The organism is Streptomyces uncialis (assembly GCF_001905345.1).
Taxonomy (GTDB): domain Bacteria; phylum Actinomycetota; class Actinomycetes; order Streptomycetales; family Streptomycetaceae; genus Streptomyces; species Streptomyces uncialis.
Genome location: NZ_LFBV01000001.1, coordinates 532,176 through 557,092, shown reverse-complemented (window position 1 = coordinate 557,092; position 24,917 = coordinate 532,176). Strand labels below are relative to the sequence as shown.

Genomic DNA, 24,917 nt, shown 5'->3' with positions numbered 1-24,917 from the left:
CGCAGCGGGGCGCACGAAAAGGCGCCGCTGAGTCTGGTCCTGTGGAGCAGCTTGGAGTGCTCGCCACCCTGTCAAGGTGGAGGCCGCGGGTTCAAATCCCGTCAGGACCGCATAGTGGCCCACATCCTCTCGGATGTGGGCCTTCTTGCTGTTCCGGGCCGTACGGTCGGCCGGCGCGGCCCGCCGTACGGCCGACCCCGGCGGTCCGCCCCGCGCCCCCGCTTCCCGCGCGCTCACGTCACTCACGCCCCTGCGCACGCGATCCCTGTTCCGTGCGCGAGGTCTTGACGGCCGCGCGCCGGGCGGGTACCTCCTCCACAAGTGGCGTGCGCGCCGCGCGCGCGGGGGCTTGGATGTGGCACATGAGGGCTGTCGCCCGGCGTGAGACACGGGCACTGCTGCGGGCCCATCTGTCGGCGGCCGTCCGCTACCGCCATCGGGTCCGGCACTGCGCCGTGTGCGCCGCGTTGCACCGGCTGGCGGTGGAGTCGTCTACACGGCGACCGGAGCGGGCGGAAGACATCGGGGACGAAAGTCCCTCGAACGCGTGACTTCCGCGGGTCGGTCACCCACTCCCCGGGTGGGAGGCTGAAGCTTGTGGGCACGGAGGGCACGCGCCCGGCGCACTAGCGCAGGGGACAAGGGGCGAACAAGCGCCCGCGGGTGTGACGGGTGTCACCGTAAGAGTTTTGGGAACCCCCAGGCTTACGCGTGCCCTACAAAGGGTCAATTTAATATGTGCAATTGCACCGGCATCCGGGACAGTTCACGGAACATCCGACACCGCCCCCCGGCGGCCCGTGCGACGCCGCCCCCGAGGACGGCCCGCGACCCCCCGGGCGACCCCTTCGCCCGGACCCCCGCCGGGACCCCGTCCGGACCCCCGGACGGCATCCACGAACGCCCGCCGGACGGCCCCGGGAACGCGGCCCCGAAGCCCGCTCCGCACAGCTTCGGCGCCGGAGCGCACGGCGGCCCGAGACCGAGGACCCGGAGCGCGGCGGCCACGAGGGCGCCTGAGGCGCCCGGAAGGGCCCGACGGCCGGAGGAGTCGGCCGGGGGGCGGAAAGGCGCGGAGAAGGGCACAGGGAGCCGCAGAAGGCCATGAAGGCGGCCGCAGTGGGGCGTTGGGGATGGCGGACGGGCCGCGGGCGCGGCCGGCGCGCCACGGAATCCGTCCCCGTGCGCCACGGAATCCGCACAAAAAAAATCGCGCTGGACCCGGCGGAGTCCAGCGCGATCGATGACGCTTCCTCGGCGGAACTGCTCACGTGCCTCGGGGTGGGCCCTGTTGGGGCAGGACCGACGTCGTATGGAGCTGAGTTACGGGCAGACACCAGGTGGGGGACCCGGTGACTCGGCCCGGTCGTGCGGTTGTTCAGGTGGTGCGGTCGAGCAGATGGAGCGGTGGAGCAGGTCGTGCGGTTGGTCAGGCCTCGCTGCGCTGCTGCGGAATGCCCGCGAGCAACGCGCGGACCTCTGCTTCGCGGTAGCGGCGGTGCCCGCCGAGCGTGCGGATCGACGTGAGCTTGCCAGCCTTGGCCCAGCGCGTGACCGTCTTGGGGTCGACGCGGAACATCGTGGCGACCTCAGCCGGGGTCAGCAGCGGCTCGGCATCAGGGGTGCGAGCGGTCATGAGCGGCCTCCTCGGGAGAACCGAACCATCTCGGTTCTTTCCTCTAAATTCTGCACCTTGACACGCGTTGCCCGAAATGGCGGACGCGGGTCGAGTCGGTTATAGGACGAACGGCTTGTCCTCGGCACTACAACTACACCATCCGTCCAGCCGCGTCGGCCAAACCGATGGAATTGCCCTCCCAGGTGTTCATCAGCGACGGATGCCGATGGACCGTGCCATAACGGACAGTCACACCCCCGTGACAATCGGTCACAGAGTGAGCAGGAGTCCACAGATCCCCCATAGCGCGCATTGCCGAGCATTCCGCACCAGAGCCGGATGGAAGGAGCTCTCCCCGGACTCCTTGTCCTATTTTGGCACGAGGAGGGGTGATGGGCGCAAGGCCCCGGTAAGTGCGGTCCATCACGCTTGACGCAAAAGACCGGATCGGGACCTACGTCCCGACGCTCCCTCACATCATCCGAATCCGCCCGACCGGCACCGCCCGCGAGGGCCGTACGCGGTCCACGACGACGGAATCCGTCGCCACCCGGCCCGCGCCCTGACCGGACGGCCGCCGGATCGCGGCCGGCCGGGTCGGAACCCCGCCGGGAACAGCTTGTCAGGACACTGCCACAGGTACGGACCACATGGGGACTTCCGGCGACCGAATCCGTCGCCCGGCGCCCACCCCGCCCCGACCTGTCCGCCCGGCTCAGTTCGCCGAGCGGCGGTCCCGGACCACGCGCCAGCGCTCCACCAGCCGCGCGTACACCGCCCCGGCCGCCACGCTGTCGCCCGCCCGCAGCGCCGCGATGCCCGCGGCGACATCCGCGGCCGAGTGGTCCGCCGCGAGATGTTCGGCGGGCAGCGCGTGCACCAGACCGCCGTAGTCGAGCTCCACCAGCGAGCGCGGATGGAACTCCTCCAGCCAGCGCCCCACGTCCACCAGGCCCTCGACGAGCGGTCCGCCGCCCAGTGATTCCTTCAGCGCTTTCAGGCCACGCGCCACCCGCCGCCGCGCCTGCACCATCGGCGTGCGGTAACGCAGCACGGGGGGCGCTCCCGCCCCGGGCCCCGGCTCCCCGTCGCCCGGTCCGTCACCGGCGCCGGAACCCGGCCCGTCCGCGTCCGTCAGGTACTCCCGCTCGTCGTCGGTGACCAGGACGAACCACGCCAGCGGCACCTGCCAGGTCGCGGTACGGATCCAGGGGCGCGCGTCCGGGTTGCGGGCCCGCCAGCGCTCGTAGTCGTCGGCGCTCTGGCGGCGCACCACCGGCGGCAGCACCGCGTCGAGCACCGCCGGGGGCAGCCGGCCCCCGGACGCCAGCTCACCGAGCGCCTGCCAGCCCCGCAGCCGGGTCCGCCACGGGCAGACGCACACCACGCCGTCGACCTCCGTGACGAACGCGTCGTCGCTCTCGTGGACCGGCACCGGGACCGGCGGCACGGGCAGCAAGTCCGCCAGCGAGCGCCGGAGTTCGTCCTGGTACGAGGGGCGGTCGGGGCGGCGGGCGTAACGCGCCCAGTGGCCGCGTTCCGGTTCCGGGAAGGCGGCCAGTGGCTCGTACACGCGCAAGTAGGACGCGTACGGCACGATCACCGAGGACACCTTGGGCACCTCTGCTCCCTCCCCCGCCGACCGGCGTGGAAACCTGCGACAAACCCTGATGAATCGTGCCATATCCGTACTCCGGGAGAGGGTGATCCCCCGCGCGTGCCCGTCGCCGTGGCGCGCAGGCTCTAGTCTCGTCCCACCGGGCCCGCCACCCGTACGGGAACCGGCCCACAACCGCCGCTACGTATCCGGGAGTCACCACCGTGACCGATGTAACCGACGGCGTCCTGCACACCCTGTTCCACTCGGACCAGGGCGGCCATGAACAGGTCGTGCTCTGCCAGGACCGTGCCAGCGGCCTCAAGGCCGTGATCGCCCTCCACTCCACCGCGCTGGGCCCCGCGCTCGGCGGCACCCGCTTCTACCCGTACGCGAACGAGGAGGCGGCCGTCGCCGACGCGCTGAACCTCGCGCGCGGGATGTCGTACAAGAACGCCATGGCCGGGCTCGACCACGGTGGCGGCAAGGCCGTCATCATCGGTGACCCGGAGCGGATCAAGACGGAGGCCCTGCTGCTGGCGTACGGCAGATTCGTGGCCTCGCTCGGCGGCCGGTACGTGACCGCCTGCGATGTCGGCACCTATGTCGCCGACATGGACGTGGTGGCCCGCGAGTGCCGCTGGACCACCGGACGCTCCCCCGGGAACGGCGGCGCGGGCGACTCGTCGGTGCTCACCGCGTACGGCGTCTTCCAGGGGATGCGGGCCAGCGCCCAGCATCTGTGGGGCGACCCGACGCTGCGTGGCCGGAAAGTAGGGGTCGCGGGGGTCGGCAAGGTGGGTCACCATCTGGTCGAGCATCTGCTGGCCGACGGTGCCGAGGTCGTCGTCACCGATGTCCGCGCGGAGGCCGTCCGGCGGCTGACCGATCTGCATCCGCGGGTCACCGTCGCCGCCGACACCGACGCGCTGATCCGGGTCGGCGGACTGGACGTGTACGCGCCCTGCGCGCTCGGCGGGGCCCTGGACGACGACACGGTGCCCGCCCTGACCGCGACCGTGGTGTGCGGCGCCGCCAACAACCAGCTCGCCCACCCCGGGGTGGAGAAGGATCTCGCCGACCGCGGCATCCTCTACGCCCCCGACTACGTGGTGAACGCGGGCGGGGTGATCCAGGTCGCGGACGAGCTGCACGGTTTCGACTTCGACCGGGCCAAGGTGAAGGCCGCGCGGATCTTCGACACCACCCTGGACATATTCACACGTGCAAAGAAGGACGGGATTCCGCCGGCCGCCGCGGCCGACCGGATCGCCGAGCACCGGATCGCCGAGGCGCGTTCCGCGAGCCGCTGAATCCCACCCCGGGGCGGGGGTCCGACACGCGCGGCGCCGCCCCTGTGTGAAGGTGTCGTGACCCTGCCGAGGGGGCTGAGAGATGAGACTCATCCTCCGTCGGCGGGTCGGCCCCTGAGAAGAGGTTAAAATCGCGGGTGACCAGCGAGGACGGGGCGCCTCACCGGTCTTGCGCACCCGCGCGTCCTGCGGGCGACGTACCGTATGACCGCGGGAGCAGGTACCGTGGAAGCCCTACGGACCGGTCTCTCCACGGAGAGTCCGTTCCCGACCATGAACGCGTGTCAAGACTCTGGGGCCACCGAGCCCCGTCACCGAGGGGGTCGAGCCATGGGGCGCGGCCGGGCCAAGGCCAAGCAGACGAAGGTCGCCCGCCAGCTGAAGTACAACAGCGGTGGGACTGACCTCTCACGCCTGGCCAACGAGCTGGGCGCGTCGACTTCGAACCAGCCGCCGAACAGCGAGCCGTTCGAGGACGACGACGAGGACGACAACGACCCGTACGCACGGTACGCGGATCTGTACAACGAGGACGACGACGACGAGTCGGCCGGTGAGTCCGGTCCGTCGGCGCGGCGTCGGGGCGCTTGACGCCACGGCCGTTGCGCGTAACCCGCGTCATCCGTAGCAGCGTCCCCATACTGGTCGGCGGGGTCTTCCGCCGGTGCGTCGGCACACCCTGACGTCACCGTCGGCGGCCGGTCGGCCGACGGCACCTTCCCGGTCCGGGCACATCACGCCGGACCGGGTTTTGTGCTTCCCCGAGGCGGTCCTGGCGTGTCCCACCGCCCACCGCCCCGTACGGCGGGATTCCCGGGTGCCCCGGTCCGGCGCCGTCCGTCCGGCCTTTTCGGGCCGGGGGCGGACGGCACCGCGGTCAGCGGATCCCCTCCCCCGCGGTGGGGACGTGACTACTTCGGGTGGTCGCCGACCAGGGCCGCGCCCGTGCTGTGGTCGCCGCGTTCGGTGATCTCGCCCGCGATCCAGGCGTCCACGCCCCGGTCCGCGAACAGGGTCAGGGCGACCTCGGCCGACTCGGCGGGCACCACGGCCATCATGCCGACGCCCATGTTCAGGGTCTTCTCCAGCTCCAGCCGCTCGACCCGCCCGACCTTGCCCACCAGGTCGAAGATCGCCCCGGGGGCCCAGGTGGAGCGGTCCACGACGGCGTGCAGCCCGTCCGGGACGACCCGGGCCAGGTTGGCGGCGAGCCCGCCGCCGGTGATGTGGCTGAAGGCGTGCACCTCGGCGGTGCGGGCCAGCGCCAGACAGTCCAGCGAGTAGATCCGGGTGGGCTCCAGCAGCTCCTCGCCCAGGGTGCGGCCGAGCTCGTCCACACGCTGGTCGAGGGAGAGTCCGCCCTGGTCGAAGAGGACATGGCGGACCAGCGAGTACCCGTTCGAGTGAAGGCCGGAGGAGGCCATCGCGATCACCGCGTCACCCGTGCGGATACGATCCGGGCCGAGCAGCCGGTCGGCCTCGACGACGCCCGTACCCGCGCCGGCGACATCGAAGTCGTCCGGGCCGAGCAGGCCCGGGTGTTCGGCGGTCTCGCCGCCGACCAGGGCGCAGCCCGCGAGGACGCAGCCCTCCGCGATGCCCTTGACGATGGCCGCGACCCGCTCCGGGTGGACCTTGCCGACGCAGATGTAGTCGGTCATGAACAGCGGCTCGGCGCCGCACACCGCGATGTCGTCCATGACCATCGCGACCAGGTCATGGCCGATCGTGTCGTAGACGCCGAGGCGGCGGGCGATGTCGACCTTGGTGCCGACGCCGTCGGTCGCGGAGGCGAGCAGCGGACGCTCGTAGCGCTTGAGCGCGGACGCGTCGAAGAGCCCGGCGAACCCGCCGAGGCCGCCGACGACCTCGGGGCGCCGGGTCTTGCGCACCCACTCCTTCATCAGCTCGACGGCGCGGTCGCCCGCCTCGATGTCGACGCCCGCGCTCGCGTAGCTCGCGCCGGAGCCGGGGCCCGGCGTGCTCACAGGGGATTCAGCAGACATGCTCGCGGAACCTTCGTGTCGTGTCTCGGGGAGGGGGGTTACGGGCGACGGAGCGCGTCGACCGCGGCGGTGGCCGCCGGACCGGCCGCCAGCTCGGTCTGGAGGAGCTGCTTGCCGAGCAGTTCCGGGTCGGGCAGATCCATCGGGTACTCACCGTCGAAGCAGGCCCGGCAGAGGTTGGGCTTGGCGATGGTGGTGGCCTCGATCATGGCGTCGAGGGAGATGTACGAGAGGGAGTCGGCCGCCAGCGACCTGCCGATCTCCTCGACGGACATGCCGTTGGCGATGAGTTCGGCGCGGGTCGCGAAGTCGATGCCGAAGAAGCAGGGCCACTTCACGGGCGGCGACGAGATCCGGATGTGGATCTCGGCGGCACCGGCCTCACGGAGCATCCGGACCAGGGCGCGCTGGGTGTTGCCGCGCACGATCGAGTCGTCCACGACGACCAGTCGCTTGCCCCGGATGACTTCCTTCAGCGGATTGAGCTTCAGCCGGATGCCGAGCTGGCGGATCGTCTGCGAGGGCTGGATGAAGGTCCGGCCCACATACGCGTTCTTCACCAGACCGGCACCGAACGGGATGCCGGACTCCTCCGCGTACCCGATCGCGGCGGGGGTGCCGGATTCCGGGGTCGCTATCACCAGGTCGGCCTCGACCGGTGCTTCCTTCGCGAGCCGCCGGCCCATCTCCACCCGGGAGAGGTAGACGTTCCGCCCGGCGATGTCGGTGTCGGGGCGGGCGAGGTACACGTACTCGAAGACACAGCCCTTGGGCTTCGCTTCTGCGAATCGTGAGGTGCGGATGCCGTTCTCGTCGACGGCGATGAACTCGCCCGGCTCGATCTCCCGGACATAGGTCGCGCCGCAGATGTCGAGGGCGGCGGACTCGGAGGCGACGACCCAGCCGCGCTCCAGCCGGCCGAGCACCAGCGGGCGGATGCCCTGCGGGTCACGGGCCGCGTAGAGGGTGTTCTCGTCCATGAAGACCAGCGAGAAGGCGCCCATCACCTCGGGGAGCACCTTGGCGGCGGACTCCTCGATGGTCAGGGGCTTGCCGTCGTCGTCGGTCTGGCCCGCGAGGAGCGCGGTGACGAGGTCGGTGTCGTTGGTGGCGGCGACCTGGGTGGCGCGGCCTTCCCGCCGGGGCAGGTCGGCGACCATCTCGGCGAGCTTGGCGGTGTTCACCAGGTTGCCGTTGTGGCCGAGCGCGAGGGAGCCGTGCGGAGTGGCGCGGAACGTGGGCTGGGCGTTCTCCCACACCGATGCGCCGGTGGTCGAGTAGCGGGCGTGTCCTACGGCGATGTGGCCCCTGAGGGCGCCGAGGGAGGTCTCGTCGAAGACCTGGGAGACCAGTCCCATGTCCTTGAAGACGAGAATCTGGGAGCCGTTGCTGACCGCGATTCCCGCGGATTCCTGGCCCCGATGCTGGAGGGCGTACAGCCCGAAGTACGTGAGCTTTGCGACCTCTTCGCCCGGAGCCCAGACACCGAAGACGCCACAAGCGTCCTGGGGGCCCTTCTCGCCGGGAAGCAGATCGTGATTGAGTCGACCGTCACCACGTGGCACGGCTCCGAGTGTAGGCGAGATCGACCACCGGTCCGAATTGGGGACGTGTTACGTAAGGCGAATCACTTACCCGCCGGTTCGGCCCCCGGAGCTGCTACGGGCGCGCCCGCGGGGTCACGGTGGCCGTGGCGCCCTTGCCGTCCGGGGCGGTCAGGGTGAGGGAGTCGCCGCTCAGCTCGTAGGTGATCTTCTTGCCGTCGAAGAGCCGCAGCAGGGCCTTCTCCGTGCGCATCGCCGCGGCCGCGCACATCATGCGGGTCATCGCCGGGGTACCGAGGGTCAGGGTGCCGTCGTCCCCGATCTTCGCGGTGGCCGAGAAGCGGTTGCAGCCGAGGTTGCCGCTGGCCCGGCCGTCCTTCGCGATCGTCAGATGCGCCTTGCCTTCCGTCCCGGCGGGCAGCGAGGCGGACGTCGTGCCGTCGGTGAGGGTCGTGACCGTCCACCGGGTGCCGGTGAGCGGCGCGGGTTCCTCGGCCTTGGCCCGGGTCAGCTCCACGTGATCGCCCTTCGGGGTGGTGAGACGCAGGGTGTCCTTCTCCCGCGTGACCGTGAGACCGCCGGCGGCGAGGGTCCGGGCGAGACGTTCCTCGAAGTCGAGGCTCGTGCACGCGGTCTCCGTCGACACGGCGTCCTTCAGGGTCAGTACGCCGCCCTTGAGATCCGTGCGGGCCCGGAAGTCGTTGCATCCGTAGTTCCCGCTGACCTGGGACTTGTCGTCGAACGTGAGGTGGGTGCCCTTGGGCGCGGGGTGCGGGGTGTCCGCGACGGTCAGGGTGCGGATCGTCCAGCGGGTGTCGGTGAGGGTACCGGCGGTCGTTCCGGCGGCGGGGTCCTTGTCCGTGCCCTTGCCCTCGTCCGCGGGTGTGCTGGTACCGCAGGCCGCGAGGAGTACCGCGGCGACCGCGGTTGCGGTTGCGGTTGCGGTCGCCGCGGTCGCGGTCGCGGTGGCCGCGGATTTCGGGGCGGGGGTGCGCCGTTGCGTGTACATGGCGATCTGACGAGCGAGCGCTCGTTACGGTTCCCCCGGGGGTTCCTTCGCTTGCGCGTCTGGGGTCTGTCCGGCTGGGCGCACTTGTTCCTGTGCCGTCGTTCGTGGGGTGCGCAGTTCCCCGCGGGTCGCCTTCGCTTGCGCTTCCCAGGTCTGTCCGGGTGGACGCACTTCGTTCCTGTGCCGTCGCTCGTGGGGTGCGCAGTTCCCCGCGGGTCGCCTTCGCTTGCGCTTGCGAGGTCCGTCCGGCTGGGCGTACTCCGTTCCTGTGCCGTCGCTCGTGGGGTGCGCAGTTCCCCGCGCCCCTTTGGGGCGCTCCCGGCTTGTTCTTCGGGTCGGTGCCGGTCGGGATTCTCCGTCCTCGATCCGACACGCTCGGTACGACGTCCAGTGGATCTACTGAAGAGCATCGGAGTCTGCGAGCAGAGATTCCCGCCCACCCCCTCCCGTGGCCATGCGACCGCGCGAGGAGGATGGCGAAAAGCAACATCACGGGGCTGAGGCGCCCCTTCAGGGGCGCGGGGAACTGCGCACCCACCGAGCGACAGCACAGGAACAAGTGCGCCCAGCACAGGAAACCCCGGGGCGCGAGCGAAGGCGACCTGCGGGGAACTGCGCACCCACGGACGACCTGTGCGGGAACAAGTACGCCCAGCACAGGGAACTAGGCGGCGCGAGCGAAGGCGACCTGTACAGGGGACTCGGGTGGGGTCAGGGGAGGACTGGGAGGGTGGGGGTGAGGTTGGCTCGGTCGCCGCTGGCCGTGATCCTGCCCGCGGCGACCTCCGTGGCCCAGTCGGTGCGCCCCGTCGCGAGCCGCGTCCAGGTGAGGGGGTCGGTCTCGACGACATTCGGCGGGGTACCCCGGGTGTGCCGCGGACCCGCCCCGCACTGGATCACCGCGAACGGCGGGACCCGGACCTCGACCGCGCCCCCCGGCGCCTTGACCGCCAACGCGTCCGCCAGGAACCTCGTGGTGATCGCCTGGGCCTGACGGTCGAACGGCACCCCGAGGTCCGTCGCGTCATTGAGGTCGTCGGTACGGACGACGAGCTCCACGACCCGGGTCACCAGGAAGTCCGAGAGCCGCATCGCCCCGAGCCGCGTCGGGATCAGCCGCTCGTCCGTCACGGTGGCGAGCACCTCGGGGAGACGGTCCGCCGCTCGGGCGAACAGCTCGTCGGTGGTGCCCTCCGCCGCCGTCGCCTGTGCGTCTTCGTCCGGCTCGACGGCCCTGGCGGAAGCCATGGCGGGGTAGTCCATCAGCGCCAACTCCCGCCGCGCGGGCTCGGGAAGCTCCAGACCCCGTACGACGCTCCCGACGGCGACCGACAGATGTGCCGTCAGCTCCCGTACCGTCCAGTCGCCGAGCCGGGTCGGCGCTTGGAGCTGATCGGGGGTGAGCCGCGCGATCCCCTCACGTACCAGCGCGTACTGCGCGAGCACGGCGGCCCTGGTCCTGGCGGGGTCGAACGTACGGACACGCTTCCTGGCGGGCGGCATCCTCCGAGCCTAACCGGGCCGGGTGACACCGCTCGCGACGCTTCTCCCGGTATCGCGGGTCCGCTCCGGCGCCGTGAATGTCTCGCCGCCCGCCGGGAGGCCCACACCCCGCCAGCGGAACGGGAGGCCGCGGGCCGTGTCCAGGTCCGGGGAGTCCATCAGCTGGAAGTGGAGGTGCGGCTCGGTGGAATTGCCGGAGTTGCCGCACTCGGCGAGGACGGTGCCCTCGGTGACCCGGTCGCCCGCGCGGACCTTGAGCGAACCCTTCTTGAGGTGGGCGTACATCGCGTAGGTGCCGTCGCCCAGGTCCAGGACGAGGTGGTTCCCGGTGACCCGGTGGGGGCCGGCCATCGCACGGGCCATGCCCTCCAGGAGCATCAGGTAGAACAGCGGCAGCGGCGAAGTACGGCTCAGATGGTCGCGCTGGGAGTCGGACGCCTGGACGACCCTGGCATCGGCGACCGCCATGATCGGGGAGCCGAACGCGGGATACGCCTCCGGGCGGCGGAGCAGGGGCCAGAACCAGGCGAACCCGGGGCGCTGCGGGTTGGTGGGGCGGCCCGCTATCCGGCGGGGCTCCGGCTCGGCGACGATGTCGATCGCGTACGTCTGGCCGTAGCCGTGGGTGCCGTGGCTGGGGACCTTGTCCGCCGGGCTGTTGACCGCGAGCCAGCGGCCCGTGACGGGTGGGGCGACCTCGATCGGCTCGGTCGTCGCGGCGGGCCCCCTGGACGGGCGGGTCAGATGGGTGAGGAGCAGCAGGACCAGCATGCTCGCGCCCAGGGCCAGCCAGATCAGCGGGAAGGGCGGCTCGTCCAGCCGGTCGACCACGAAGCTGCCGACGACGAGGACGGTCAGGGTCATCCAGACGAGGCGGTAGACGACTGTCAGCGCCTTGTGGGTCGTGCGGGTGCGGGTTCGGGTGCTGGGGCTGGTCGGCATGGTCTCCCCCGGTGTCTCGGGTCGTCCGGTGGTCGTCTCGGTGAGGGGCCCGGTGGTCATGGGGCGGTCGTCAGGGTGAGGGCGACCAGGAGCGGGACCACCCGGGACGGGGGGACCTCGTAGCGGCCGCGGGCCGTGCTGTGCAGCCAGCCCGCGGCGGTGAGCTGACGGAGGTGGTGGTACGTCTGGCCGGTGGTGCCGAGGCCGTCCAGGTCGGTCAGCTCGGCGGCCGTGCGGCGGCCGGTGAGGATCTCGCGCAGCAGTCGCAGCCGCACGGGGTGGCCGAGGGCGGCGAAGGCGTCGGCGCGGTCCGACCAGTCGGCCTGGATGAGGCGGTCGGTCAGCTCCCCGTACTGCCATTCGTAGCGCTCACCGGTGGGCAGGCCGACCGCTCCGGTGAACAGGACACCGCCCTCCCGCGCGTCGGAACCCGCCTGCGCGAGCTGCTCCTTGAAGCCCTCCAGCGCCCAGAACCCCTCGCGGACCGGCGGCTCCGGCCCCGCGCCCCCGTGCTCCGATGACGCCCCCTCCCCGCTCCCGCTTTCCGGGCGCTCCAGCTCCGCCAGTCTGCGCTCCAGGTCCGTGACCCGTTCCTCCAGTCCCATGACCCCAAGATTACGTAACTACGTAATCCCGCGCAATCATCAGTTCGAGTGAACCCCGCACGGCATGACCCCACCAGCCATGACCGGCAGGGCCCGGGCAGTGTCCGCACATGACCGAACCCCCTGCCCGGCGGCGGCCGGGACAGGGGGTTCGGGGATTCGGGACCGTCAGGCCAGCAGCGCGGGGATCGTCCCCTCGTGGGCCGTCCGCAGCTCCGCCAGCGGCAGGGTGAACTCGCCCTGCACCTCGATCGCGTCGCCGTCGACGACACCGATACGGGCGACGGGCAGACCCCGCGCCCCGCACATGTCGTTGAAGCGGAGCTCCTCCGACCTCGGTACGGCGACGACCGCGCGGCCCGCCGACTCCGAGAACAGGAAGGTGAACGCGTCGAGCCCGTCGGGGACGACCAGTCGCGCGCCCTTGCCGCCCCGCAGGCACGACTCGGTGACGGCCTGGACGAGACCGCCGTCCGAGAGGTCGTGCGCCGCGTCGATCATGCCGTCACGGGACGCCGAGATCAGGATGTCGGCGAGCAGCCGCTCCCGCTCCAGGTCCACCACCGGGGGCAGTCCGCCCAGGTGGTCGTGGACGACCTGCGACCAGGCCGAGCCGCCGAACTCCTCGCGGGTGTCGCCGAGGAGGTACAGCAGCTGGCCCTCCTCCGCGAACCCGACCGGGGTGCGGCGCGACACGTCGTCGATGACACCGAGGACCGCGACGACCGGGGTCGGGTGGATCGCGGTGTCACCGGTCTGGTTGTACAGCGAGACATTGCCGCCGGTGACCGGGGTGCCGAGCACCAGACAGGCGTCGGCCAGCCCGCGGGTCGCCTCCGCGAACTGCCACATGACCGCCGGGTCCTCGGGGGAACCGAAGTTCAGGCAGTTGGAGATGGCCAGTGGCCGGGCGCCGCTCGTCGCGACATTGCGGTACGACTCCACCAGCGCGAGCTGCGCGCCCGCGTACGGGTCCAGCTTGGCGTAGCGGCCGTTGCCGTCGGTGGCGATCGCGACGCCGAGGTTGGTGTCCTCGTCGACGCGGATCATGCCGGAGTCCTCGGGCTGGGCGAGGATCGTGTTGCCCTGCACGAAGCGGTCGTACTGGTCGGTGATCCACGCCTTGGACGCCTGGTTGGGCGAGGCGACCAGCTTGAGGACCTGGTCCCGCAGCTCCTCGGAGGTGGCCGGGCGGGGGAGCTTGTTCGCGTCGTCGGCCTGGAGGGCGTCCTGCCAGGCGGGACGCGCGTACGGACGCTCGTACACAGGGCCTTCGTGGGCGACCGTGCGCGGGGGCACGTCCACGATCTGCTCGCCGTGCCAGAAGATCTCCAGCCGCTCGCCCTCGGTCACCTCACCGATGACGGTGGCGATGACGTCCCACTTCTCGCAGATCTCCAGGAAGCGCTCGACCTTGCCGGGCTCCACGATCGCGCACATGCGCTCCTGCGACTCGCTCATGAGGATCTCCTCGGGCGAGAGGGTCGCGTCACGCAGCGGGACCGTCTCCAGATCCACGCGCATCCCGCCCGAACCGGCGCTGGCCAGCTCGCTGGTGGCGCAGGACAGACCCGCGCCGCCGAGGTCCTGGATACCGTGGACCAGCTTCTCCGCGAAGATCTCCAGGGTGCACTCGATGAGCAGCTTCTCCTGGAACGGGTCACCGACCTGGACGGCCGGACGCTTGGCCGGGCCCGTCGACTCGAAGGTCTCCGACGCCAGCACCGAGACACCGCCGATGCCGTCGCCACCGGTCCGGGCCCCGTAGAGGATGACCTTGTTGCCCGGGCCGGACGCCTTCGCGAGGTGGATGTCCTCGTGCTTCATGACACCCACGCACAGGGCGTTGACCAGCGGGTTGCCCTGGTAGCAGGAGTCGAAGACGACCTCGCCGCCGATGTTCGGCAGGCCCAGGCAGTTGCCGTAGCCGCCGACGCCCGCGACGACACCGGGCAGTACGCGCTTGGTGTCGGGGTGGTCCGCGGCGCCGAAGCGCAGCGGGTCCATCACGGCGACCGGACGGGCGCCCATCGCGAGGATGTCCCGGACGATGCCGCCGACGCCGGTGGCCGCGCCCTGGTAGGGCTCGATGTACGAGGGGTGGTTGTGCGACTCGACCTTGAAGGTGACCGCGTAGCCCTGCCCGACGTCCACGACACCGGCGTTCTCGCCGATACCGACGAGCATCGCGTCGTTCTCGGGGGCCTTCTCGCCGAACTGCCGCAGATGGACCTTGCTGCTCTTGTACGAGCAGTGCTCCGACCACATGACCGAGTACATGGCGAGCTCGGCGCCGGTCGGGCGGCGGCCGAGGATCACGCGGATACGGTCGTACTCGTCCCGCTTGAGCCCGAGTTCCTGCCAGGGCTGCTCGGCTTCCGGGGTGCCGCCGGCGTGCTTGACCGTGTCCAGCGTCATGCCGCGGCCCCCTTCTGTACGAGGTTGGTCAGGATCGAGGTGAAGAACCCGAGGCCGTCGGTGCGGCCGGTGCCGGTCAGGGACTCGACGGCGTGCTCGGGGTGCGGCATCAGCCCGACGACGTTCCCGGCGGCGTTGCTGATGCCGGCGATGTCGCGGAGCGAGCCGTTGGGGTTCACGTCCAGGTAGCGGAAGGCGACCCGGCCCTCCGCCTCCAGCTCGTCCAGGACCCGCTCGTCCGCGACGTACCGGCCGTCGATGTTCTTCAGCGGAATGGAGATCTCCTGGCCGGCCGTGTAATCGGCGGTCCAGGCGGTGGCCGTGGTCTCGACCCGGAGCCGCTGGTCACGGCAGATGAAGTGGAGGTGATTGTTCCGCAGCATCGCGCCCGGGAGGAGATGCGTCTCGGTGAGCACCTGGAATCCGTTGCAGATTCCGAGAACCGGCATTCCGGCCTTTGCCTGCGCGATGATCGTCTCCATCACGGGCGAGAACCGCGAGATCGCACCGGCCCGCAGATAGTCGCCGTACGAGAATCCGCCCGGGAGTACGACCGCGTCGACCTGCTTCAGATCCTTGTCCCGGTGCCACAGCGGAACCGCCTCGGCACCGGCCACGCGCACCGCGCGCTGGGTGTCACGATCGTCCAGGGTGCCCGGAAAAGTGACGACTCCGATACGGGCGGTCACTTCGCCCCGGCCTTTCCGGCGGCTGACTCCTCGTCGACCCTGACGACGAAGTCCTCGATCACGGTGTTGGCGAGGAAGGTCTCCGCCATCTCGTGAATACGGGCGAGGGCGGCTTCGTCCACCGGCCCGTCGACCTCAAGTTCGAATCGCTTTCCCTGACGGACGTCCGCGATGCCGTCGAAGCCCAGGCGCGGCAGCGCACGCTGCACCGCCTGTCCCTGGGGGTCGAGGATCTCCGGCTTGAGCATGACGTCGACTACGACGCGTGCCACTGGCACTCCCGGTGTGTGGTGCTGAGCAGGTCGCTTCAGACTACCCGCACAAAATTTCTACTCGCGTAGATTCGTAGCTACCTACGTGACCGTCATCACCCGGCGCTGATCGTCGCGGTGACCTTCACGGAAAATCCCGGAAAAAACCCGGCCCGGCAATACGCACGACACGGACCGGACACGCTGACCGTAATAACAGGGCTTCCCCATTCAATGCCGGAGCCTGTACAAAGTAAATGGCCATAGCTTATTTTGCCTCAAGAAGCCGGACAGTCGGCATCACCGCACCTCAACGCGGTGGGGTCGCACGAAGGGAACGATATTCGTGGCGCAGCGTGTCGTAGTCACTCTCCATGACGACATCGACGGCGGGGAAGCGGCGGAAAGGATCGTCTTCGGGCTGGACGGGAAGTCGTACGAGATCGATCTCAGCCAGGCCAATGCGCGAAAACTGCGGAAGGTGCTGGCACCGTACGTGCACGCGGGACGCAAGGCGCGGAGCGCCTCCGGCGGGGTGAAGGTGTACCGGCACACCGCGTTGACGCCCGATCCGGCGGCGGTGCGGGCGTGGGCCCGGTCCCATCGGATGGACGTGCCGCCGCGGGGGCGGATTCCCAAGCGGGTGTACGAGGCGTTCGAGGCGGCGCAATAGCCTTGCCGGCTCGGTTTGCGGTTATCGCTTGCCCGTACATGTTCCTGTACGGGGTGTTCGTGGGTTTTGCGTAGTTCCTCTCGGCCCTGGATTTCCCGTACGGGTCGCCTTCGCTCGCGCCCCCGGGTTTCCTGTGCTGGGCGCACTTGTCCCTGTGCGGGTCGCTCGTCGGGTGCGCAGTTCCTCGCGCCCCTGGGTCTGTCCGGCTGGCCGTACGTGTTTCTGTGCGGGTCGCTCGGTGGTTTTGCGCAGTTCCCCGCGCCCCTGGGGTTCCACACCTGTGCGTACTTGTGCCCGTGCGGGTACGTCCGTGGGTGCGCAGTTCCCCGCGCCCCTGGATGCTGCCCTCTTACGGTCGCTCTTCGGGCGCGGGCCGCCCTCGTTCTTGCGCAGTTCCCCGCGCCCCTTTGGGGGCGCCCACCTGGGGCTTGCGGAACCGTCCTCCTCGCGGACTCGCGCTGCTGCGGGAGGGGGTGGGCGGGAATCTCTGCCCGCAGACTCCGATGCTCTTCAGTACGGCAAGAGGGACGTCGTACCGAGCGCGTTGGAGCGAGGACGGAGAATCCCGACCGGCACCGACCCGAACAACCGGCCGGACGCGCCCCAAAGGGGCGCGGGGAACTGCGCGAACCCACGAACGAGGGCACAGGAACAAGCGCGCCCAGCCGGACAGACCTCGGAAGCGCAAGCGAAGGCGACCCGCGAGGAACTGCGCACCCACCGAGCGACGGCGCAGGAACAAGTGCGCCCAGCCGGGCAGACCTGGGACGACCCGCACAGGGACAAGTACGCCCACCGGGACGGACCTCGGAAGCGCGAGCGAAGGCGACTTGCGGAGCACCCCCCGTGATCAGCTAGAGTTTGGAACACGCCGAAGGGGCGGGGCCGAAAAGCCCGGCCCACCAGGTCACGCGGGTGTAGTTCAGTAGTAGAACATCCCCCTTCCAGGGGGAAGGCGCAGTGTGCGATCCCTGTCACCCGCTCCACCCTCCTTGCCAGTCCACCCCGGTGGATCAGGTAAGGTGGTGCTCGCGCCGATCGGTGAAAGCCGGTCGGATGCTGTGCGGACGTAGCTCAGTTGGTAGAGCGCAACCTTGCCAAGGTTGAGGTCGCGAGTTCGAACCTCGTCGTCCGCTCCAGAAGTACTCGCAGTTCAGGGAAACCCCGGTCGATGACTGGGGTTCTTTGCTGTCCGGGGCCGGACAGCGGTCCGGACCTTACGCCGATCTGACATTTGTCATGGCCACTGGTGACACCCGGCACCTCCCTCCGCTCCCCGCTGCGGCGACACTCTTCTCATGACTACCGAAGTGACCGAAGAGCGCGTGATCGACGTGACCGATCTGCGTCGCGTCTACGGGGGCGGTCCCTCCGGGCGTGACAAGAGCGGGCAGAAGACCCAGTTGTTCGAGGCCGTCCGGGGAGTGACCTTCTCCGTGGGCCGCGGCGAACTCTTCGCCCTGCTCGGCACGAACGGCGCCGGGAAGACCTCGACCCTCGAACTGCTGGAGGGCCTCGCGCCCCCCGCGTCCGGCCAGGTCAGCGTCCTCGGCCATGATCCCTACCGGGACCGTGCCGCGATCCGGCCCCGGATCGGCGTGATGCTCCAGGAGGGCGGCTTCCCGTCCGAGCTGACGGTGCGCGAGACCCTGCGGATGTGGGCGGGCTGCACCAGCGGCGCCCGCCCCGTGGGCGAGGCGCTCGACATCGTGGGCCTCACCCGCCGCGGCGGCGTCCGCGTCAAGCAGCTCTCCGGCGGTGAACGCCGCCGGCTGGACCTGGCGCTCGCGCTGCTGGGCCGCCCCGAGGTGCTGTTCCTGGACGAGCCGACGACCGGACTGGACGCGGAGGGCCGCCGCGGGACCTGGGACCTGGTGCGGGAGCTGCGTGACAGCGGCACCACCGTCCTGCTGACCACGCACTACCTGGAGGAGGCGGAGGATCTCGCGGACCGGCTGGCGATCCTCCACGAGGGGCGTATCGCGGCCGGGGGCACCGTCGAGGAGGTCGTCGCCTCGCAGCCCTCGCTGATCTCCTTCCAGCTCCCCGACGGGTACTTCGTCGGGGACCTCCCGCCGCTGGCCCAGCTCGGGGTCACCGGGCACGAGACCCGGGACCGCACCGTCAAGCTGCGTACCCATGAACTCCAGCGCGCCGCGACCGGACTCCTGCTGTGGGCCGAGCGCGAACGGCTGGAACTGCGCGGGCTCGACGTACGGTCCGCGTCCCTGGAGGAGGCGTTCCTGCGGATCGCCCGGGACGCGGAGGAAGGCGCCACCGCCGGCGCGGACACCCATGAGAAGGAGCCGGCGCTGTGAGCACCGCGATGACCAAGCCCCCGACCCACCGGACCGCGCCGCGCGCCGGGGCGACCGCCACCACCACCGCGGCCGGCCGGATGCGTTCGCTCGCCCGCGCCGAACTGACCCTGCTGGTACGCAGCAAGGGCACGCTGTTCGCGGCGGCGGTCGTCCCGCTGATCCTGCCGTTCAGCATCCGCTCCGCCACCGACAGCATGGACCTCGAAGGCACGGGGCTGTCGCTCGGCACGATCCTGCTGCCCGCGTCCGTCGGCTTCTCGCTGCTGTTCGCCGTGTACATCGCGCTGACCACGATCTATGTCACCCGGCGCGAGGAACTCGTACTGAAGCGGCTGCGGGTCGGGGAGCTGCGGGACACGGAGATCCTCGCCGGAGCCGCGCTGCCCTCGCTGTGCATCGCGGTGGCGCAGATCGTGCTGCTCGTCACCGGCTGCATGATCATCCTGGACGTGGGTCCCCCGAAGGCCCCGCATCTCGCGGTCGCCGGAGTGGTCCTGGGGCTGGCGCTGTCCGCCTCGCTCGCCGCCGTCACCGCGGCATTCAGCCGCAGCGCGGAGAGCGCGCAGGTCACCAGCATGCCGGTGGTGCTGGTGTCGATGCTCGCCTCCGGGATCACCGTCCCGCTGGAGGTGTTGCCCGACCGGCTCGCGCAGATATGCGAGATGCTGCCGCTGACCGGGGTGATCTCCCTGGTACGGGGCGGCTGGACCGGCACCATGTCCGGTGCCGACACCCTGGCCGCGCTGGCCACGGCGGTGGCCTGGACGCTGCTCGCGGTGTTTGCTGTACGACGGTGGTTCCGCTGGGAACCCCGGCACTGAGCGCGCGGCGGCGCACCCGGAGGCCACGGCCGACGGGTGCGCCCGCCCCCGTACAGGAACACGGACGCGGCGGACACGGACGTAGCGGACACCCACGTAGCGGAACACAGCCGTAGCGGACACGGACGTACCGGAACGCAGGCGGATCCGGGCACGGCCGTATCGGAACACAGGCGTATCGGAACACGGGCGAGAGAGAAGCGGTGGCATGCGCGAGCCGGGTGCCTGGTGGCAGCGGAAGAGCACGACCGCGAAGGTGGAGACGTACACGCGCTGGTCGTTCCACGCGTTCGCCGTGATCGAATTCGGCGTCATCGGCGTCGTCCCGATAACGGCGATGCCGGTGGTACCGGGGGCCACCCTGCTGGTGCTGGTGCTGGTGCATGTCGTCGTGGGTTCGCTCACCGTGTCCCGGGCCATGGACTGGGCCACCGGCACCCGGGACCGTCCGCTCGGGTTGCTGATCACCCTCGCGGTCACCACGGCCGTCGTGGCCGTGGTGGGGCTGGTGGTCGGCACCTGGGGGCAGGATCTGGACCGCCCCGGCACCCCCGAGGAGATGGCACGGCTGTCCGCCACCGGGTCGTTCTTCCTGGGGGTGATGGCCTTCGGGCTGGGGATCTTCGCCCTCGCGGTACGCGGTCCCCGGCGGATCGCCGCGTGTGTGACGTTGTCGGGTGTGGCGGCGGGCGCGGCGTTCATCGCGGTCGGGTTCTCCCCGGGGGCCTCGGTCGTCACCGGGCTGCTGGTCGTCGTCTTCTCCGGGTTCTTCGCCCTGACCGCGGTGTTCTCCATGTGGCTGCTGCGTGCCGTCCTCGAACTCGACGAGGCGAGGGAGACCCGGGCGGCGCTCGCCGTCGCCGAGGAACGGCTGCGGTTCGGCCGCGATCTGCACGATGTCCTCGGCCGCAATCTCGCCGTCGTCGCGCTGAAGAGCGAACTGGCTGTCCAGCTGGCGCGCCGCGAACGGCCCGAGGCCGTGGAGCAGATGATCGAGGTGCAGCGGATCGCGCAGGAGTCGCAGCGGGAGGTGCGGGAGGTGGTCCGCGGCTACCGTGAGGCCGATCTCTCCGCGGAGCTGGCCGGGGCCCAGGGCGTGCTCACCGCCGCCGGGATCGACTGCCGGGTCACCGGCTCGGCCGGTCGGCTCCCGGCCGGGGTCCAGTCGGTGCTCGGCTGGGTGGTCCGGGAGACCACCACGAACGTCCTGCGGCACGGTGACGCCGCGCACTGCGCGGTGACCCTGACGGAGACGGACGGGACGGCGACCCTGATCGTGGAGAGCGACGGGGTGACCGCCACCGACGGCACGGGACCCGCGGACGGCACCGGGCCCGACGACTGCGGCGGCCCGGCCGTCGGCGGCACCGGACTCGCGGGGCTGCGGGAGCGGCTGGCCCGGGTCGACGGCACGCTGGAGGCCGGGATCGCCGGGGTCGCGGACCGGGTCGGCGGACGGGTGTTCCGGGTCGTCGCACGCGTACCCGTCGGGGTGGCAGGCCGTACGCCGGGCAGCACGTCCGCCCGTACCCCGGGCGGCACATCCGGCCCTGCCCCGGGCAGCACGTCCGGCCCTGCCCCGGGCAGCACGTCCGGCCCTGCCCCGGGCAGCGCCTCCGTACGGAACCCGGGCGGCGCGGCGGCCGTACGGGCCCGGGGGGCCACCAGCGGCGGCGACCGCACCAGGTCATCCGAGGACCGCACCAGGTCGTCCGAGAACCGCGGCGGGCCGGCCGTGAACCGGACGGAATCGGCCGCGGACCGCACGGAGTCGGCGGACCGCACCGGGTCGTCCATCGGCCGCACGGAGTCGGCGGACCGCAGCGGTTCCGCAGAGGGAGAGACATCATGAGCACGGCACCCAGCGCACCCCGGGTACGGGTCCTGCTCGCCGACGACGAGCATCTGATCCGGGGCGCGCTCGCCGCGCTGCTCGCGCTGGAGGACGATCTGCTGGTGGTCGCCGAGGCCGCGTCCGGTCCCGAGGCGCTCGCGATGGCCCGCGCCCATGTCCCGGACGTCGCCGTCCTGGATCTGGAGATGCCCGGCGCCGACGGTGTGAGCGTGGCCACATCCCTGCGGGCGGAACTGCCCGGCTGCCGGGTCATGATCGTCACCAGCCACGGCCGCCCGGGGCATCTGAAGCGGGCGCTGGCGGCGGGGGTGCGCGGCTTCGTCCCCAAGACGGTCAGCGCGCGGCAGCTCGCCGAGATCATCCGCACCGTCCACGCCGGGAACCGCTACGTCGACCCCGAGTTGGCCGCCGACGCGATCTCCGCCGGGGACTCCCCGCTGACCGCCCGGGAGGCCGAGGTGCTGGACCTCGCCGCCGACGGCGCCCCCATCGCGGAGATCGCGGAGCGCGCGGCGCTCTCCCCCGGCACGGTCCGCAACTATCTCTCGTCGGCCGCGACGAAGCTCGGGGCGGAGAACCGTCATACGGCGGTGCGGCTCGCCAGGGACCGCGGTTGGGTATAGTGGGCGTCGCCCGAGAGGGCACCGGCGGACGTAGCTCAGTTGGTAGAGCGCAACCTTGCCAAGGTTGAGGTCGCGAGTTCGAACCTCGTCGTCCGCTCCGGAACGAAAAGCCCCGGCCCACAGGCCGGGGCTTTTCGCGTACCCCGGCACCGCAGGGGGCCGGGCCCTCCGTCCAGGCCCCCCGTCCGCAGGTCCGCTACCAGCGCTCGCCCGTCAGGCGCTCGTACGCCTCCAGGTACTTCGCGCGGGTCGCGGCCACGATCTCCTCGGGCAGCGGGGGCGGCGGCTGCTCGGCGGCGCGGTCCCAGCCGGAGGCCGGGGAGGTCAGCCAGTCCCGGACGAACTGCTTGTCGTAGCTCGGCTGGGCACGGCCCGGCTCCCACGTCCCGGCGGGCCAGAACCGGGACGAGTCGGGGGTGAGCACCTCGTCCGCGAGGGTCAGGGTCTCCCCGTCGAAACCGAACTCGAACTTGGTGTCCGCGAGGACGATGCCCCGCTCCCGCGCGATGTCCCGGGCGCGGCCGTAGACGTCGAGGGTGGTCCGCCGCAGCTGAGCGGCGGTCGGGGCGCCGACCTGGCGGACGACCTCCTCGTAGCTGACGTTCTCGTCGTGATCGCCGACCGCCGCCTTCGTCGCCGGGGTGAAGATCGGCTCGGGCAGCTCGGAGCCGTCGTCGAGGCCCTCGGGCAGCGGGAGACCGCAGACCGTACGGGACAGGCGGTACTCGGTCAGTCCCGAACCGGCGAGATAGCCGCGCGCCACGCACTCCACCGGAACCATCCGCAGCGACTTGCAGACCAGGGTGCGGCCGGCCCAGTCGGCGGGGGCGCCCTCGGGCAGCTCCATGCTCAGCACATGGTTCGGGGCGAGGTCCGCGAGCTGGTCGAACCACCACAGCGAGAGCCGGGTGAGGACCCGGCCCTTGTCGGGGATCTCCGTCGGCAGCACCCAGTCGTACGCGGAGATCCGGTCACTGGCGACCATCACCAGATCGCCCGCCCCGTCGCGGTACAGGTCGCGGACCTTGCCCGTGTGCAGATGCACCAGGCCCGGGACCTGCGGCGGCTCGGGCTTTTCGACGAATCCGGACACGGTGCCTCCCCGTGGAGATGTACAAGTGCGGTGCTGCCGCGATTGTCCCGTACGGGGTCGTCATGGGGGTGGTGGGGGTGCCGGGCCGGGTGGGTCAGTCGCGTTTGCAGATGCGGTCGAGCAGGTTCGCGGTGGCCCGCTGCACCCGGGCGTCCACATGGCCGGGGCGGTCGAGGGCCGGGGACCACGCGAACGTCCCCGACGCGAAGACCAGCGCGCCCGACGGCGCCCGGTACAGGGACGTCTCCTGGTGGCGGCGGCCGCCACCGCCGTCCCGGTACGGGGAGTGGGCGAGCAGGACGCGCTCCTGGTGCTCGGGCAGCGGGGTGCGCGGGAAGTAGCGGTCGGCCTCGCCCGCGACCATCCCGGGCAGTTCGTCGCCGTCGTGGGCGCCGGTCGCCTCCCACATCCAGTGCCCGGCGTTGCGGACGATCAGCGGGTGGGGCTCCGGCACCCGGCCCGCGTACTGGATGCCGATGAGGTGCTGCTCCGGACGGTCGATCTCCCGCCACAGCGCGGATCTGCCGGGCCCCCTGCGTTTTCGGCAGGTCAGCAGCCGGTCCGGGGTACCGGCCGGGGAACCGCTCAACTCGATCTGCCAGTACATGGTGTTGGCCGACAGGAACACCAGCGAGGTGCCCTGTGCGCGGGCACCCTCCACGGTCCGCCGCATCGCCGCTGACCAGTACTCGTCATGGCCCGGGAACACCAGGCCCCGGTAGCGGGCGGGGTCGACCCGGCCCGCGTGCAGATCGGTGGCGTCCGCGTACGCGAGGTCGTAGCCGTAGCGCTCCGCCCAGCGGATGAAGTCGTACGCGTGGCCCACGTGCAGCGGCAGGCCGGCGCCCGCGTACGGGCGGTCGAACGACACGGTGGTCGCGGCGTCCCGCTCCCCGAGGAGGCGGCCCTGCTCGTCCCACGCGTGGTAGAGGCTCGCGCCCGTCCGGCCGTCCTCGGGGTAGAGGTTGTACGCCTGCCAGGTGATGTCGGGGAGCAGCAGCAGCAGGTCCGCCGGGCGGTCGTCGCGGACGGTGAACGGGATGTGCGAGCGGTAGCCGTCGGCGGTGGTCAGCACGGCGACGTACGCGCCCGGGTTCCAGTACGACGGGACCTGGAGGCGCCAGGACATCCACCAGTGGTGGCACGAGACCGCGCGGTCGGCGGTGAGCGGCGCGGGCTGGACGATGCCGGAGAGCCGGGGGCTGGTGGTGATCTGCGCGGCGCCGTCGCCCGCGTAGTGGCCGATGCGGTAGATGTCCACGCTGAACTGCTGCGGGGGGTCGACGGTGATCCGGAAGTCGATGGCCTCGCCCGGGGCGACCGCGGCGGTCGAGGCGAAGCCCTTGATCTGGCGGTGCACGTCGTCCGCGGTGCGCAGGCCCGTGGACGGGCGGGGGTCGGGAGGGCCGGCGGGGCGGGTCCGGCGGCCGGGTCTGCCGCGCGGGCGGCCCCGCTCCGGGGAGGTCTGCTCCGGGGGGGTGTCGACGTACCAGGGGACCACATGGCCCGTGTCGTCGAAGTAGTGGTCGCGCCCGCGCAGCCAGGGCAGGGGTCCCTGGCCGAAGGGGTCGGTGACGGCGTGGGCGAGGGCGCCGGATTCCCATCGCCTGGTGTGTTCCGGCTGTGCCATGTGGCGCCCTCCCTGAGTCCCCCGGCTCTCCGCGCGATGCCGCGCGGCGGCCCACCCAGCACATCACATTGCGCATGCGGCCCGTCACCGTTCGTCGTTATTTGACCGCGGGGGAACGATTCGTTTACCCCGGGGTGGGAGTACGCGGGGGTACGCGGGTGCTCTGCGTGGGGCGTTCCTTCGTGGGGCGTTCGGCCGTGGGGCGTTCGGCCGTGGTGCGTTCGGCCGTGGTGCGTTCGGCCGTGGTGCGTTCGTTCCTGGGGCCTTGGTTTCGCGGGGCCTTTGCTTCGCGGGTGCGCTGCGGGGTGTTCGGCGGTTTCCGGGGTGGGCGGCGATGCCCGTGTGCGGCGCCGGTGGGCGGGGTTCGGCGGGGCCGGTGCCGTCCGGGTTGTGCCGTCGGGGCGCC

Annotated in this window: 21 protein-coding genes and 4 tRNA genes; 12 read left to right on the top strand and 13 right to left on the bottom strand. The window is 71.2% G+C overall.

What is annotated here, in order from left to right; genetic code table 11:
* Positions 1 to 35: 35 nt before the first annotated feature.
* Positions 36 to 110, top strand: a tRNA-Asp gene (locus AB852_RS02395).
* Between the two features lie 252 nt (positions 111 to 362).
* Positions 363 to 551, top strand: coding sequence for a DUF6274 family protein (locus tag AB852_RS02390; RefSeq protein ID WP_073783079.1), 189 nt, complete (start codon positions 363 to 365; stop codon positions 549 to 551).
* 878 nt (positions 552 to 1,429) lie between these two features.
* Here the strand turns inward: AB852_RS02390 and bldC are convergent.
* Positions 1,430 to 1,636: a developmental transcriptional regulator BldC gene (gene bldC, locus AB852_RS02385; RefSeq protein ID WP_003949541.1), complete on the bottom strand. Its 207-nt coding sequence runs from the start codon at positions 1,634 to 1,636 to the stop codon at positions 1,430 to 1,432.
* 697 nt (positions 1,637 to 2,333) lie between these two features.
* Positions 2,334 to 3,239, bottom strand: a complete 906-nt coding sequence (locus AB852_RS02380) for a DUF8083 family protein (RefSeq protein WP_073783077.1) — start codon at positions 3,237 to 3,239, stop codon at positions 2,334 to 2,336.
* Between the two features lie 200 nt (positions 3,240 to 3,439).
* Between AB852_RS02380 and AB852_RS02375 the strand changes: the two genes are divergently transcribed.
* Positions 3,440 to 4,528: a Leu/Phe/Val dehydrogenase gene (locus AB852_RS02375; protein WP_073783075.1), complete on the top strand. Its 1,089-nt coding sequence runs from the start codon at positions 3,440 to 3,442 to the stop codon at positions 4,526 to 4,528.
* 330 nt (positions 4,529 to 4,858) lie between these two features.
* Entirely contained in the window at positions 4,859 to 5,119 is a 261-nt protein-coding gene (locus tag AB852_RS02370; RefSeq protein ID WP_073783073.1) for a DUF3073 domain-containing protein, read from the top strand.
* A gap of 320 nt (positions 5,120 to 5,439) precedes the next feature.
* Here AB852_RS02370 and purM read toward each other — a convergent pair whose 3' ends face one another.
* The 9 genes from purM to purS form a co-directional block, all read right to left on the bottom strand.
* Positions 5,440 to 6,534 carry a phosphoribosylformylglycinamidine cyclo-ligase gene (purM, locus tag AB852_RS02365; protein ID WP_073783071.1) on the bottom strand — a complete coding sequence of 365 codons (1,095 nt, stop codon included), beginning with the start codon at positions 6,532 to 6,534 and terminating at the stop codon, positions 5,440 to 5,442.
* A 38-nt stretch (positions 6,535 to 6,572) separates the two neighbouring features.
* Positions 6,573 to 8,099: an amidophosphoribosyltransferase gene (gene purF / locus AB852_RS02360; protein ID WP_073783045.1), complete on the bottom strand. Its 1,527-nt coding sequence runs from the start codon at positions 8,097 to 8,099 to the stop codon at positions 6,573 to 6,575.
* A 94-nt stretch (positions 8,100 to 8,193) separates the two neighbouring features.
* Complete coding sequence (locus tag AB852_RS02355; protein ID WP_079184239.1) at positions 8,194 to 9,087, bottom strand: META domain-containing protein; 894 nt, start codon at positions 9,085 to 9,087, stop codon at positions 8,194 to 8,196.
* Between the two features lie 711 nt (positions 9,088 to 9,798).
* Positions 9,799 to 10,590, bottom strand: a complete 792-nt coding sequence (locus AB852_RS02350; RefSeq protein ID WP_073783043.1) for a maleylpyruvate isomerase family mycothiol-dependent enzyme — start codon at positions 10,588 to 10,590, stop codon at positions 9,799 to 9,801.
* 9 nt (positions 10,591 to 10,599) lie between these two features.
* The gene (locus tag AB852_RS02345; RefSeq protein WP_107499160.1) at positions 10,600 to 11,454 is read right to left on the bottom strand and encodes a M23 family metallopeptidase; all 855 of its coding nucleotides are present in this window, start codon (positions 11,452 to 11,454) and stop codon (positions 10,600 to 10,602) included.
* 134 nt (positions 11,455 to 11,588) lie between these two features.
* A complete protein-coding gene (locus AB852_RS02340) occupies positions 11,589 to 12,137 on the bottom strand; it encodes an ArsR/SmtB family transcription factor (RefSeq protein ID WP_073783041.1) in 549 nt (182 codons plus the stop codon).
* A gap of 168 nt (positions 12,138 to 12,305) precedes the next feature.
* The gene (gene purL / locus AB852_RS02335) at positions 12,306 to 14,555 is read right to left on the bottom strand and encodes a phosphoribosylformylglycinamidine synthase subunit PurL (protein WP_073783039.1); all 2,250 of its coding nucleotides are present in this window, start codon (positions 14,553 to 14,555) and stop codon (positions 12,306 to 12,308) included.
* Positions 14,552 to 15,244 (bottom strand): phosphoribosylformylglycinamidine synthase subunit PurQ, encoded by a 693-nt coding sequence (gene purQ / locus AB852_RS02330; protein WP_073783037.1) that lies wholly within the window; start codon positions 15,242 to 15,244, stop codon positions 14,552 to 14,554. The genes purL and purQ overlap by 4 nt, the downstream gene beginning before the upstream one ends.
* Positions 15,241 to 15,516, bottom strand: a complete 276-nt coding sequence (purS, locus tag AB852_RS02325) for a phosphoribosylformylglycinamidine synthase subunit PurS (protein WP_073783035.1) — start codon at positions 15,514 to 15,516, stop codon at positions 15,241 to 15,243. The genes purQ and purS overlap by 4 nt, the downstream gene beginning before the upstream one ends.
* Positions 15,517 to 15,841: 325 nt before the next feature.
* On the opposite strand from purS, the gene AB852_RS02320 reads away from it, so the two are divergent.
* From AB852_RS02320 to AB852_RS02285, 8 genes are all read left to right on the top strand, one after another.
* The gene (locus AB852_RS02320) at positions 15,842 to 16,168 is read left to right on the top strand and encodes a histone-like nucleoid-structuring protein Lsr2 (RefSeq protein WP_073783033.1); all 327 of its coding nucleotides are present in this window, start codon (positions 15,842 to 15,844) and stop codon (positions 16,166 to 16,168) included.
* A 911-nt stretch (positions 16,169 to 17,079) separates the two neighbouring features.
* Positions 17,080 to 17,154 (top strand) — tRNA-Gly (locus tag AB852_RS02315).
* 77 nt (positions 17,155 to 17,231) lie between these two features.
* A tRNA-Gly gene (locus AB852_RS02310) sits at positions 17,232 to 17,307 on the top strand.
* A gap of 159 nt (positions 17,308 to 17,466) precedes the next feature.
* Positions 17,467 to 18,486, top strand: a complete 1,020-nt coding sequence (locus AB852_RS02305; protein ID WP_073783031.1) for an ABC transporter ATP-binding protein — start codon at positions 17,467 to 17,469, stop codon at positions 18,484 to 18,486.
* Between the two features lie 8 nt (positions 18,487 to 18,494).
* Positions 18,495 to 19,310, top strand: a complete 816-nt coding sequence (locus tag AB852_RS02300; RefSeq protein ID WP_073785279.1) for an ABC transporter permease — start codon at positions 18,495 to 18,497, stop codon at positions 19,308 to 19,310.
* A gap of 208 nt (positions 19,311 to 19,518) precedes the next feature.
* Positions 19,519 to 21,162, top strand: a complete 1,644-nt coding sequence (locus AB852_RS02295; RefSeq protein ID WP_073783029.1) for a histidine kinase — start codon at positions 19,519 to 19,521, stop codon at positions 21,160 to 21,162.
* The gene (locus AB852_RS02290) at positions 21,159 to 21,788 is read left to right on the top strand and encodes a response regulator transcription factor (protein ID WP_073783027.1); all 630 of its coding nucleotides are present in this window, start codon (positions 21,159 to 21,161) and stop codon (positions 21,786 to 21,788) included. Before AB852_RS02295 ends, AB852_RS02290 begins: the two co-directional genes overlap by 4 nt.
* A gap of 24 nt (positions 21,789 to 21,812) precedes the next feature.
* Positions 21,813 to 21,885 (top strand) — tRNA-Gly (locus AB852_RS02285).
* A gap of 99 nt (positions 21,886 to 21,984) precedes the next feature.
* Here AB852_RS02285 and AB852_RS02280 read toward each other — a convergent pair.
* Together AB852_RS02280 and AB852_RS02275 are read right to left on the bottom strand one after the other, a co-directional pair.
* Positions 21,985 to 22,881, bottom strand: a complete 897-nt coding sequence (locus tag AB852_RS02280; protein WP_073783025.1) for a phosphoribosylaminoimidazolesuccinocarboxamide synthase — start codon at positions 22,879 to 22,881, stop codon at positions 21,985 to 21,987.
* A 94-nt stretch (positions 22,882 to 22,975) separates the two neighbouring features.
* Positions 22,976 to 24,511 carry a N,N-dimethylformamidase beta subunit family domain-containing protein gene (locus tag AB852_RS02275; RefSeq protein WP_073783023.1) on the bottom strand — a complete coding sequence of 512 codons (1,536 nt, stop codon included), beginning with the start codon at positions 24,509 to 24,511 and terminating at the stop codon, positions 22,976 to 22,978.
* Positions 24,512 to 24,917: the final 406 nt, after the last annotated feature.